This is a genomic window from Bifidobacterium sp. M0353, from assembly GCF_016100645.1.
Lineage (GTDB): Bacteria > Actinomycetota > Actinomycetes > Actinomycetales > Bifidobacteriaceae > Bombiscardovia > Bombiscardovia choladohabitans.
In genome coordinates, this window is record NZ_JACFSB010000002.1 from 612,146 (window position 1) to 625,311 (window position 13,166).

Sequence of the window (13,166 nt, forward strand, 5' to 3'; positions counted from 1 at the left end):
TAGGACATCATGACCAGTACATTCTTCATCAACCGTCTCGCCGAGCAGCCGCACGCGCTCATGTTCGCCGGCCAGTCCAACCCCTGGACCGTGGCCCTGGCCGATCTGCAGGGCGATCCCGACATCGACAAGGCCCTGAGGGAGCGGATGGCGGCGGCCACCGACCTGCTCAGGGCGGTCAAACCCGACCTGCTGGCCACCAACGGCCGTCAGTTGGACCTGTTCGGCTACAAGCCTGACCCGGTCAGACTGGGACCGGCCGCCGACGCGGCGGTCAGCGTGCCCGGCATCGCCCTGGTGCAGCTGGGTGCCCTCATGGACATGGACCAGCTGGGCTACGATGCGGCCCAGGCTCGTCCGGTGGCCCTGCTGGGGCATTCCCAGGGCATCATCGGCGTCCACATGGTCCAAGAGATCCAGGCGGCTGGGTCCCTCAAAGCCGCCCAGGGCGCCATCGACCAGATCCTGGCCACCGCCATGCTGATCGGCGCGGCCGGCACCCGTCAGGCCCGTCGTCTGGGCATCCACCGCCAGGGTGAGGCCACGCCTATGCTCTCGGTGCGCGGTGCCACCCGCCGTCAGGTGGAGGTCCTGATCGATCGGGTGCCCAGCGCTCGCGGCCCTATCAGCGTGGCCGTGACCAACTCGGATCGCAACCTGGTCCTGTCCGGCTATCCGGAGGATCTGGCCGCCTTTGCCATCGAGGCGGGCAAGGAGAGCGAGCATCAGCGCCAACTGCGCGAGGACAAGGTCCGTGGTGGAACCGCTTTCTCACCGGTTCTGGAGTACCTGGATGTGACCCTGCCCTTCCACTCGCCGCTCATGAAGGACGCCGTGGATCTGAGCGTGGATTGGGCCTCTCGCTGCGGTCTGGACACCGAGCGTGCCCGGGTCCTGGCCCAAGAGGTCCTGCTCAACCATGCCGACTGGGCCGGCCGGATCGCCGAGGTCATGGACCAGCAGGATGCCGCCTCCCTCTGGCTGGTGGATCTGGGCCCGGGCGAGACCCTGGGCAAGCTGGTGGACAACCTGGTCCAGGGAACCGGCGTGGGCGTGGTCGAGGCCTCCAACCAGGCCCGGCGTGCACAGCTGTCCACCATGGAGGAGGATCCGGCCAGGACCCAGGACTGGTCCAAGCTTGCCCCCCGTCTGCTTGAGACCCCGGCCGGTCCCCGGGTGGAGACGGCCTTCAGCCGGTTGACCGGCAAGCCCCCGGTCATGCTGGCCGGCATGACCCCGACCACCGTGGAGCCCGAGATCGTGGCTGCGGCCGCCAACGCCGGCTACTGGGCCGAGCTGGCCGGTGGTGGCCAGGTGACCGCCGAAGTCTTCGATCGCCATGTGTCCCAGCTGGAGGACCAGCTGCAGGAGGGCCGCACGGTCGAGTTCAACGCCATGTTCATGGACCGTTACCTGTGGAACCTCCAGTTCGGCAGCCAGCACATCGTGCCCAAGAAGCGCGCCTCCGGCACCCCCATCGACGGAGTGGTCATCTCTGCCGGCATCCCCGAGCTGGACGAGGCCATCACCCTGATCCGTCAACTCAACGAGGAGGGCTTCCCCTACGTGGCCTTCAAGCCCGGCACGGTGGACCAGATCCGCCAGGTCGTGGCCATCGCACGCAAGGTAGCCCCCACCCACATTCTGATGGAGGTCGAGGGTGGGGCCGCCGGCGGCCATCACTCCTGGGAGTCCCTGGACGACCTGCTCTCGACCACCTACGCCGAGGTTCGCGCCTGCCCCAACATCGTTCTGGTGGCCGGCGGCGGCATCGGCACCCCTGAGCGGGCGGCCGACTACATCAGCGGCCAGTGGTCCCGGGCATACCATCTGCCGGACATGCCTGTGGATGGCGTCATGATCGGCACGGCGGCCATGACCGCCAAGGAGGCCCACACCAATCCCGAGATCAAGCGGGCTCTGGTGGCCACCCCCGGCATCGACACCTCCACCCCCGATCCGGACCCCTTCGCCCCCATGGGCGAGAAGTGGGTGCCCAGCGGCAAGTCCGTGGGGGGTGTGGGCTCCGGCCTGAGCCATCTGCACGCCGACATCTACGAGATGGAGAACTCCTCCGCCGAGTGCGGCCGCCTGCTGGTCCGGGTCATGAAGCACCCCGAGGAGCTGGAGACCCGCCGCGGGGAGATCATCGAGGCTCTGAACAAGACCGCCAAGCCCTACTTCGGCGATCTGGAGACCATGACCTACCAGGATTGGGCCCAGCGTTTCGCCGACCTGGCCTACCCCTGGGCCGACGACACCTACATCGACCGCTTCCTGCACCTGCTACGGCGCATCGAGGCCCGTGTCTGCGAGCGTCAGAGCGGCGAGTTCGACTCCATCTTCGCCTCCAGGCAGGATGTGGCCGAGCCGGGGCAGGCGCTTCGTCGGCTGCATGAGGCCTACCCCCAGGCAGCCGAGCTCAAGGTGGTGCCCACCGATGTGGCCTGGTTCCCCGTCCTGGTACGCGAGTATCCCAAGCCCATGCCCTTCGTGCCGGTCATCGATAACGATCTGCTGCGTTGGTGGGGTCAGGATCAGCTCTGGCAGTCCGAGGACCCCCGCTACGGCGCCGACTCGGTCAGGGCCATCCCCGGACCCATCTCCGTGGCGGGCATCACCACGGTGGACGAGCCGGTGGCCTCCATTCTGGGACGGTTCGAGCAAGCGGCCATAGACCGGGTGCGCGACCTGGACAGCGGTCCTGCCAAGGCCTACAGTCAGCTGGCAGGCGCCGCTGACGCGCAGGAGTTCATCCGCCGCAGCCCCAACATCTCCTGGGTGGGCCACCTGATGGCCAATCCTGCCTACGGGACGGCCATGGACGACCCCAACTACACCATCACCGCCACCGGCCAGGATGACCAGGGCGAGTACTACGACCTGGACATCCACCTGGATACCTACTGGGACGACGACCCCGACGGCGGCCTGGACCGGCATGCGGTGCGCGACATCGTCGTACCGCTGACCCTCAAGAGCGACCAGGTCGGCCTCTTCCCGGTGGTCGACCGTAGCCGCCTGCCCAAGGACGTCTACGCCTTGCTGGCCGATACAGCCGGGATCGGCAACACTTCCGTCACCGGCGACAAGCTTGAGGCCATGCCTGTCATCGAGAAGGACGGTGACGACCCTGAGCATCCCTTCGGCCTGGCCCACAGCGGTTACACCCTGGCATCCAACCTGGGCTTCGACCATGAGGCGGCCACCGGAGGCGCCCTACCCGATGCGCTGATTCCCTCCGGCTTCGCTCCGGACGCCCTGGTGGGTCCGGCCTGGCCGGCCATCTACGCAGCCCTGGGATCCGTCTATGTGAATGGCTTCCCCATCATCGAGGGACTGCTAAACGCGGTCCATCTGGACCACCTGATCGAGCTGGAGGTCAGCGAGAAGCGCCTGCTGGAACACACCGGCCAGCGGATCGAGCTGACCAGCTGGGCCGAGCCCTACCAGGAATCTTCCTCCGGCCGGGTGGTGACCATCCATGTGGTCCACGCCGCCCAGGACGGGACCGTGCTGGCCCGCGAGGTCGAGCGTTTCGCCATCCGTGGCCGCGCCTACAGCGACCAGCTGCCCCAGGAGGCTCCCGAGTACGGCGGCATCCGCGCCGACACGGTGGACACACCACGCAGGCTGCTGCGCCGCGTCACCGTCACTGCCCCCAAGGACATGACCGCCTTCGCACGTACCTCCGGGGACTTCAATCCCATCCACACCTCCAGGCGGGGTGCTGCGGTCTCGGGTCTGTCTGCGCCGCTGGTGCACGGCATGTGGCTGTCGGCCACCGCCCAGTACGCGGCTCAGGCCACCGACGAGCAGGGCGTCCACTACGAGATCGCCGGATGGACCTACAACATGTACGGCATGGTCCAGCTGGGCGACAAGGTGGAGATCAGCCTGGAGCGTGTGGGCAAGGTCCGCCATGGTGGCCTGGTCCTGGAGGTCACCTGCAGGATCGCCGGCCAGCTGGTCTCCCGCGGCACGGCGATCGCCCGCGCCCCCAGGACCGCCTACGTCTACCCCGGCCAGGGAATCCAGCAGCAGGGCATGGTCCTGGACGAGCGTGCCAAGTCCCCGGCCGCCCGCGAGACCTGGGAACGGGCCGATGCCCTGACCCGCAGCAAGCTGGGGTTCTCCATCCTGGCCGTGGTGCGTGACAACCCCCACACCCTGACGGCCAAGGGGGTCACCTACCACCATCCGGAGGGTCTGCTCAACCTGACCCAGTTCACCCAGGTGGCCCTGGCCACCGTGGCCTTCGCCCAGACCGCCCGCCTGCGCGAGTCCGGTATGGACATCTGGCCCGCCTACTTCGCCGGCCACTCCCTGGGCGAGTACAACGCCCTGAGCTCCTTCGCCGGGGTCATGTCCCTGGAGACGGTCCTGGAGTTGGTCTTCCACCGCGGGTCCACCATGCACTCCCTGATCGAACGTGACGAGCAGGGGCGCAGCAACTACCGGATGGGCGCCCTGCGTCCCAACCAGTTCGGCGTGGGCGACTCCGGTGTCAAGCAGTATGTGGAGTCCGTGTCCAAGGAGTGCGGCGAATTCCTGGAGATCGTCAACTACAACCTGGCCGGCCAGCAGTATGCCATAGCCGGAACCATCGCAGGCCTGGAGTATCTGCGTGCCGACGCCAACCGTCGGGCCAAGGATGCGGGCGGCAAGCCGGCCTTCATGTACGTGCCCGGCATCGATGTGCCCTTCCACTCCACACTGCTGCGCAAGGGGGTGCCCGAGTTCCGCGACACCCTGGATGCCCTGCTGCCCGAGCACATCGACTACTCCCGCCTGGAGGGTCGCTACATACCCAACCTGGTTGCACGGCCCTTCCAGATGACCAAGGAGTTTGCGGCCTCCATCCTGGAGGTGGTTCCCTCCGAACGCATCAAGAAGGCTCTGGACGATCCCAAGGTCTGGGATCAGTATGCGGCCGACGACCAGAAGCTGGGCCGTCTGCTGCTGACCGAGCTGCTCTCCTGGCAGTTCGCCTCCCCGGTGCGCTGGATCGAGACCCAGGCACTCATGTTCGATGCCCCCGAGCAGGGCGGCCTGGGCGTGGAGCAGCTGATCGAGGTAGGGCTGGGCCATTCGCCCACCCTGGCCAACCTGGGCACCAAGACCCTGAAGCTGCCCGACTTCCGCGAGCGTCACGTAAGCGTCTACAACCTGGGCAGGGACGAGAGCCGGGTCTATCTGACCGACACCGATCCCATGGCCCCGGTGGAGGAGGAGCCCGCAGTTCCGGTACAGGAATCCAGCCCTGAACCTGCTGAGGTAGCTGCGGCTGCACCTGCATCGGCTCCGGCTCCGGTCCCTGTCCCTGCAGCAGCCGAGGACTCGGCCCCTGCTCCCGCTCCCGCCCCGACCGCCGGTGGCCCATCAGGTGCCGATGTGGCCGACCTGCCCTTCAAGGCCTCGGATGCCATCGCCGTTCTGCTGGCCTACTCCACCAAGATCCGCCCCGAACAGATTGGACAGACCGACACCACCGACACCCTGACCAACGGCGTCTCCTCCAGGCGCAACCAGCTGCTGATGGACATCAGCTCCGAGCTGGGTGTGGCCAGCGTGGACGGTGCCGCCGAGGCCAGCATGACCGACCTGAGTGCCCTGGTGAACAAGGTGGCCCCCAACTATCGGCCCTTCGGCCCGGTGCTCTCCGACATCGTGCGTGAGCGCATCCGCGACCTCTTCGGCCCCTCCGGCCTCAAGCTGCAGCAGGTCGAGCAGCGGGTCTCCGACGTCTGGCAGCTGGGCCCTGGCTGGGTCTCGGCCACCGTGGCCAGCCTGGTTCTGGATACCCGCGAGGGTGCCTCCTCGCGCGGCGGCGACCTGGCGCTTCTGCCCACCGAGGCTGTCTCCACGGTGCCTGCGGCCAATGCGCTGATCGACCAGGCTGTTCAGCAGGTGGCCCAGCGTCACGGCGTCACGGTCTCCATGCCTTCTGCAGGCGGTGCTGCTGGCGGTGCCGTGGTTGACTCCGCCGCCCTGGATGCCTTCGCGGCCCAGGTGACCGGCTCTGAGGGCGTGCTGGCCTCCACCGCCCGCTTCCTCCTGGACAAGCTAGGGCTTGAACCCCCGGCCGTCCAGCCTGGCGAGAATGAGGACGCTGCCGTTGTGGCTGCCGTCGATGCCGAGATGGGCAGCGACTGGCCCGAGCAGGTGGCGCCACGGTTCGAGGCCTCGCGCGCCGTCCTCTTCGACGACCGCTGGGCCAGCGCCCGTGAGGATCTGGCTCACATCTACCACGAGCATGACGACGACCGCAGCCGCCTGAGCTTCGTAGGAGCCGGACGCGAGGTGCACGATCAGGCCGTCTGGTACGCCGAGCAGGCGCGTAAACGCGGCGAGCAGGATCTGGCCCGGGTCTTCAGCGGCATCGCCGACCAGGCCATGACCCCAGCCGATTCGGACCAGACCGCCGCACGGTTCGCCAAGGACGTGGCCGTGGTCACCGGCGTGGCCCCCAAGTCCATCGCGGGATCTTTGACTGCCGGCCTCCTGGAGGGCGGGGCGACGGTCATCGCCGTCTGCCATTCCCTGAAGCCGCAGACCGTCATCTGGGCCCGCGACCTCTACCGTCGCCATGCCGTGGGCGGTGCCCGTCTCTGGATCGTGCCCGCCAACCTGTCCAGCTACCGGGATGTGGATGCCCTGGTCGACTGGGTCGGCAACGAGCAGCGCAAGACCACGGGGGCTACGACCACCGTGCTCAAGCCCGCCTACGAGCCCACCCTGCTGCTGCCCTTCGCAGCCCCCGCCATGCACGGGACCATGGCCGACTCGGGCCGGCTCTTCGAGTCCCAGGCCCGGCTCATGCTCTGGAGCCTGGAACGCCAGATCGCCGGGTTCGCCGCCATCGGGGCGGACACCGACGTCGACCACCGTCTGCATGTGGTCCTGCCTGGCTCTCCCAACCGCGGCATGTTCGGCGGCGACGGAGCCTACGGGGAGGTCAAGGCCGCCCTGGATGCCATCGTCAACCGGTCCCGCCCCGAGCAGGACTGGTCCGGTCGGGTCACCTTCGCCCACCCGCTGATCGGCTGGGTCCGGGGCACCGGACTCATGGGCGGCAACGACCCGCTGGTCCAGGTGGTGGAGCGCCACGGCATCCGCACCTACTCCACCGGGCAGATGGCTGATTCCCTGCTGGAGCTTTGCACTGTAGAAGCACGTCAGCAGGCCCTCCAGGCCCCGCTTCAGGCCGACCTGACCGGCGGCCTGGGCTCCAGCCCTCTGGACCTCAAGGCCCTGAAGGCCGAGGCTGCCCAGGACGACGATCCGTCGACACCGGCCCCAGCCGGAAAGTCCGGTGATGCGCCCGCAGATGCCGACAAGGATCCGGACCGGGTCATCAAGGCCCTGCCCACACCCCGGGTGCCCGCCCAGGCCCCGGTGGATCTGCAGGATTGGCAGGGCGTGACCGCTCGGCCCGAGGATCAGATCGTCATCGTCTCCATCGGCGAGATGGGTCCCTGGGGTTCCGGCCGCACCCGCTTCGAGGCCGAGATGGGTATCCACTCGGACGGCCAGGTCGACCTGAGTGCCGCCGCCGTCCTCGAACTGGCCTGGAACATGGGTCTGGTCGAGTGGCAGGACAGCCCCAAGCCGGGCTGGTATGACACCGACGGTGAGCTGGTGCCAGAGCAGGACATCGCCGAACGCTACCACGACCAGGTGGTGGCCCGCTCCGGCATCCGTCCCTTCGACGACGGCATGGGCTCCGACTACCGTCAGGGCACCAACGAGGAGGAGGTGGACGTCTTCCTGGATCACGACGTGGCCTTCTCGGTGCCCACCAGGGACATGGCTCAGGAGTACGTGGCCCAGGATCCGGACCACACCAGCGTCGCCCGCGACGAGCAGTCCGGCGAGTGGACCGTCACCCGTCTGCCGGGCTCCCGCATCCGCGTGCCGCGCCGGGCCACCATGTCCAGGACCGTGGGCGGCCAGTTCCCCAAGGGCTTCGACCAGGTCAAGTGGGGGATTCCCGCCTCCATGGTCGGGGACGTGGATCCGATCGCCCTCTGGAATATCGTGACCACCGTGGACGCCTACCTGTCGGCCGGATTCACCCCGGTGGAAATCCTCCAGGCCGTGCACCCCTCCAAGGTGGCCTCCACCCAGGGGACCGGCTTCGGCGGCATGGCCTCCATGCGCAAGCTCTACCTGGACCGCTTCCTGGGCAAGGAGATCCCCACGGACATCCTTCAGGAGGCCCTGCCCAACGTGGTGGCCGCGCACGTCATGCAGTCCTACATCGGCGGATACGGCAACATGGTCCAGCCGGTCTCGGCCTGTGCCACGGCTGCGGTCTCCCTTGAGGAGGGCGCTGACAAGATCGCCCTGGGCAAGGCTGACTTCGTGGTCACGGGCGCCATCGACGACATCGGCGTGGAGTCGGTCATCGGCTTCGGCAACATGAACGCCACCGCCGATTCCGCCGAGATGTACGCCAAGGGCATTCAGCCCCGCTTCTTCTCAAGGGCCAACGACCGTCGGCGCGGCGGCTTCCTGGAGTCCCAGGGCGGCGGGACCATCCTGCTGACCCGCGGCGACATCGCCCTGCGCATGGGTCTGCCTGTGGCTGGTGTGGTCGGGTACATCCACTCCTTCGCAGACGGCGCCCATACCTCCATCCCTGCACCCGGGCTGGGGGCTCTGGCCGCCGGCATGGGCGGCAGGGATTCGGAACTGGTGCACTCGCTGGCCAAGCTGGGTGTGGACCCCGACGATATCGCCGTGGTCTCCAAGCATGACACCTCCACCAACGCCAACGATCCCAACGAGTCCGAGCTGCACAACACCCTGGCCCATGCCATCGGGCGGACGGACGGCAACCCGCTCTACGTCATTTCCCAGAAGAGCCTGACCGGCCATGCCAAGGGTGGTGCCTGCATCTTCCAGATCAACGGGCTCACCCAGCTCTTCCGGTCCGGGGTCATCCCTGCCAATGCCTCCCTGGACTGCGTGGATCCGGTCCTCAAGCGCGACGACCATCTGGTCTGGCTGGAACAGCCCCTGAAGGTGGGCAGGATCAAGGCCGGGCTGGTCACTTCCCTGGGCTTTGGCCACGTCTCCGGCATCGTGGTCATCGTCAGCCCTGGAGCCTTCGAAGCAGCCGTGCTCCGGACCTCCGGCCAGGAGGCCCTGGACCAGTGGCGTCGCCGGGCCAACGACCGTCTGGCCGCTGGCCAGCGTCGTCTGGAGGAGGGCCGCATGGGTCGGGCCCCGCTCTACGAGCCCATCGACAACCGCCGCTTCCATGAGGACGGCCACGGGTATGTGGGCCATGAGATCGAGAAGGCCATGCTGCTGGATCCCCAGGCCCGACTGGGTGCTGACGGCTACTACGACCTGAGCTGAGAGCATCCTGAGTTGGTCGATTCCCCATCTTCTGCAGTGGGAGATGGGAAATCGGTGAGAGTTCAATCACTGCGCTGATCAGGGAGGTGGGCCAGACGGCTCACCTCCCGTTTTAATCGAGGCTCTCTGTGCCTTATCTTCCTTTTGTTATGGATAGATGCAGCTGCTCCTACTAGGGTGGCTGCTTCCTTCGTGGAAGCATGGATTGAAATAAAAAACCAAGCCCGAACCTGAGAACTTGCCTTATGGCGCTTCCTTCACGGGAGCGTGGATGAAATGTCTCTGGGTACGTCAGATTTGGCTATGACCATCACTTGTTGTGCCTCGTGCCCTAAGCGTAGAGAGTCCCAGATAGGTATACGGGCTAAGACGGGTCATATATGGCATCGGAGTGATTAAGAAGGGCGCGAATTGTGATCTTTCCCTGCTGCCATTGAGATGCTTCAATGCTGCTTGAGGGACGGGTGGCCCTTACAGCCCGATTGTGATTGGACCCCGTTCGTGAAAAGGTATAAAAAGTAAATGGGTGGCCCAGGTTTTACTTGGGATTAATGCTGGGCCACCCGAATGGCCAGACTTGTCTTGGGGCAGTCGTCCGGCCTCTTACTCGTGCGAAGTGTTAGTGTTAGTGGCCGCTGTTACGGAATTCCTGCGGCTGAGGTTCGTTGCCATAATACTCATGGCGAGAAGCTCGATTACCATAGCCACGCCGATATTTTTCCCTTCAGCTGTGGGCAGGACTCCTGCAGGCAGGAAGGTGCTGATTGTTGATGTCGTCGGATTGGGCGATCAAATCGAGCGGTTAGCAGATAGTGGCCTTTACAAGAACCGGAGTGTGCGGGGGGGGGGTACTGCCCAGTGAAGTCTGCATAGGTTTGTTACTGGGTTAAACCGTGCGATGACCAATTTGCTGCATGTTCCGGCTGGCCCGTGTGCTATGCTCTTTACCGAGCCAACGGCTTTGCGGGCGTAGCTCAATGGTAGAGCCTCAGTCTTCCAAACTGATTACGCGGGTTCGATTCCCGTCGCCCGCTCCACGATAATCGTTGATATTCCGCCATTCTCGGCGGGTTTTCCAACAACTTGGAGCGGTCAGGATTGGGTCTGACTGAGCGAAATCTTCCCCAGTATTCGGTACTTTACGGGCTGAATGGGTACACGTTAGGGTACACACGGAGTTGCTCGGCTGACTGCAGCAACAAGGCCTCCCAGATGTCGCACAGGTATCGTAATCGTCCAGGACGGGAGAGGCTACTGGCATTTCCACTGGAACCATCTCTGGGCCCTATGACCAGGTTGGACAGTTGATAAAACGGGCCGCCAAGAATGGAAAGCTAATTGAGTTGTTATATCCAGTCAAGTATGCTTGGTGCATTAAGAGGTATGAAGCTTGACAAGAAAGTTGCCGCTTCCTTAAAGATTGAAAGAATTTCGAGAACACTTAAGGAAAGACACTGCTGGCAGCCCTCGGTGTTGATGGTTGTTGGGCATTGTTCAAGGGATTGGCGGGGTGATGATAGTGAGTATTGTGGCATCCGTCGGTTTTGCGCTGTCAATTATCTGCCTGGTCGAGTGTGTGACTCGTCTATTCCCCAAAGGAGTGACCACTGGCCGGGCAGTCTTGGTTGTTCTGCTATGCCTGGCGTTGATAATTCTGGGATTTGTCTCCTTGCATTTCATGGGTGGCCCTAAGGGTTCCATTCCCATGACTAACTGGATTATCTCTATAGCGCTGCTGGTGATATACGTGGCTGTACGGTCGGCGTTCTCCATTGTCGAGCAGATACATAGCGGCTAGCAGGATACGGATGAAAACCAGCTATAGTTTGCTGCGCCATGCGCACTAATGCCTGCAGCTTGCTTGCTGCTGGAAGCCGTATCTTTTTCGCATGCCTGCACGATGGGTGCAGGGCGTCGTCGCGACATTGCAGGCACGCCTATTGTTTTCTGGTCACTGTTGTTCCCATGATCTTATCGGCGAAGGTCTGCCCTCTGCCATCCCATAAAGGTTAAAGAAAACCAATGAAGAGCGATGCGAAATCAGCAAGATGCGCTATCTCCCGCACGCCCATTCTCAGACCGGATATGGGCAGGTTGGAATCCTGGTCGCATACCTGAAGCTTGAGGAGAGGTGCGCCCAGGATTGCCCATTGCGCGTGGACCATGCGGAAATCACGCAGGCAACAGCCACAGAAACGCAATCGATCCAAGGTTGAGCAGATCCGCCTGGCGAAGATTTTCCAAATGCAATGGTCCCCACCAACTGTGACAGCAACGACGCAGGCAATACTATGCGAAGCAGGTACGACGCCACTCTGCGCCACCATAAAGCTGACATTATTACCCTCCCCTCAAATATCATCCTCTTGCTTTTATTTTCGGTATGACAAGCGTAGTCCTGCATTGTCTATGATGACGTTCTCTCGGCTGCTCGTCGAGAGCGAAGGACTCAAGCAACTCAACTCCGAGCTGGAAAAGGTCGCAGTGCTTCCCGAACAAACAAACAGGTGTGAACCACTCTGGCCGAGATTCACGCATAGGCATGAGGGCATGACCGAGTGAGTTGAACTCCTGATCAATGTCTAGTTGCTCATGATTCTTTTGCCGCTGTTTTCTGTATCTCCGTTCGCAGGAACGTGGCAAGCTAAGGACAATGCGTACTCATCACCGCTTGGATGGGATTCCTGTGGCTTCAGGTCCTGCGAAGAGTCTCTGAGTTGCTGCGCTGAATGTTCCTCAATGATTTGTGTGCGGTTGGCCCAGCCCGCTGACTTCCGAGTATGTTGCCGACTGCGCTCTATGAGAAGTGGCAGACTCTCACTCTATCTATTCTTATCCATACCTTCCCTTCTTGCTAACCTCTTGTTCCTTGTGGTTTTATTCCTGTCCAGGGTCATTTCTGCACGATTGCAGTGATCGTCGATTAGGACCATGGGTTGTGTGGTCTCCAAGCTCCTGACCGGATGATTTGCTGTAGGGGCAGATGAGAGGCATACTCGGGCCTATGGAAGATGCCGGGTTTGGACAAGTGCTGGGGTTGGGACATGACCTGGTCGACCTGAAGGAGTTCGGCCGGCAGCTGGCTATGCCTGGCACGCGCATGACGAGCTTGTTCTCGCCACGGGAGCGGCGGCAGGCCAAACAGCGGGCTTTGCTTAAGCATGACGGTATAACGGCGCACTTGGCCGTGCGCTGGGCCGGCAAGGAGTCGGTGCTTAAGGCCTGGTCGCAGGCGCTGGGAACTCAGCCATCGCCCTATGATCTGGATGATTTTCCCTGGAGCGGGGTGGAGATTCTGGATGACGGCCGGGGTCGGCCGAGCGTCAACCTAGCGTCCTCCGTGGAAGCCAGGCTTTACGATTCCTTGCCTCTACCCGGTGGTCAGGTCGATCGAGTGCAGTTGTGCTGGCACATCGCTCTCAGCCATGACGGGCCGGTGGCTTCGGCGGTTGTGCTTTTATGCAGGTGCATCTGCAATTAGGCCAGGACATGTGGCGCATGTGGCGTTAATTCCTAGTTGTCGTGTTCGACAACCAAATAGAAGTCCTCGGCATGTGGGGGTGATGCTTTTACTGTGTCGAAGTCGAATTCGACGTTCAAGGCTACAAATGCAGTCAGTTCTATGTATTACATGCCTCGCTCCAAGGGTTGACTGTGGTTCCCGTGTAGACTACATAAAGCTTCTTCTTGAGGTGTGTTCCCCGCTTCTGTGGGGATGATCCTTTGTGCCATTAGGATTTTATGTGCTCCCTGAATAGTCAGGGTATATAAGTCAACTTGTGCCATTAAGAGATTAT

At 63.4% G+C, this 13,166-nt stretch carries 2 protein-coding genes, 1 tRNA gene and 2 pseudogenes; 4 read left to right on the forward strand and 1 reads right to left on the reverse strand.

All coding sequences use genetic code 11. From position 1 onward, the window contains the following. Positions 1–9: 9 nt before the first annotated feature. The 3 genes and pseudogenes from H3V04_RS08035 to H3V04_RS08040 all read left to right on the forward strand — a co-directional run. A pseudogene (locus tag H3V04_RS08035) lies at positions 10–6,250 on the forward strand (fatty acid synthase subunit beta domain-containing protein); the annotation flags it as partial. Between the two features lie 176 nt (positions 6,251–6,426). Further along, positions 6,427–9,369: pseudogene (locus H3V04_RS10555) on the forward strand (beta-ketoacyl synthase N-terminal-like domain-containing protein); the annotation flags it as partial. Between the two features lie 963 nt (positions 9,370–10,332). Continuing rightward, positions 10,333–10,406 (forward strand) — tRNA-Gly (locus H3V04_RS08040). 972 nt (positions 10,407–11,378) lie between these two features. On the opposite strand, the gene H3V04_RS08045 is transcribed toward H3V04_RS08040, so the two are convergent. Further along, complete coding sequence (locus H3V04_RS08045) at positions 11,379–11,696, reverse strand: hypothetical protein (protein WP_232342632.1); 318 nt, start codon at positions 11,694–11,696, stop codon at positions 11,379–11,381. A 677-nt stretch (positions 11,697–12,373) separates the two neighbouring features. On the opposite strand from H3V04_RS08045, the gene H3V04_RS08050 reads away from it, so the two are divergent. Then, positions 12,374–12,850, forward strand: coding sequence for a holo-ACP synthase (locus tag H3V04_RS08050; protein WP_198187957.1), 477 nt, complete (start codon positions 12,374–12,376; stop codon positions 12,848–12,850). The last annotated feature ends 316 nt before the right edge of the window (positions 12,851–13,166 follow it).

Excerpts from the sequence above, each read along its gene's own strand:
- H3V04_RS08050 (WP_198187957.1), top strand. The coding sequence starts at position 12,374 with ATGGAAGATGCCGGGTTTGGACAAGTGCTGGGGTTGGGACATGACCTG.
- H3V04_RS08045 (WP_232342632.1), bottom strand. The coding sequence starts at position 11,696 with ATGGTGGCGCAGAGTGGCGTCGTACCTGCTTCGCATAGTATTGCCTGC.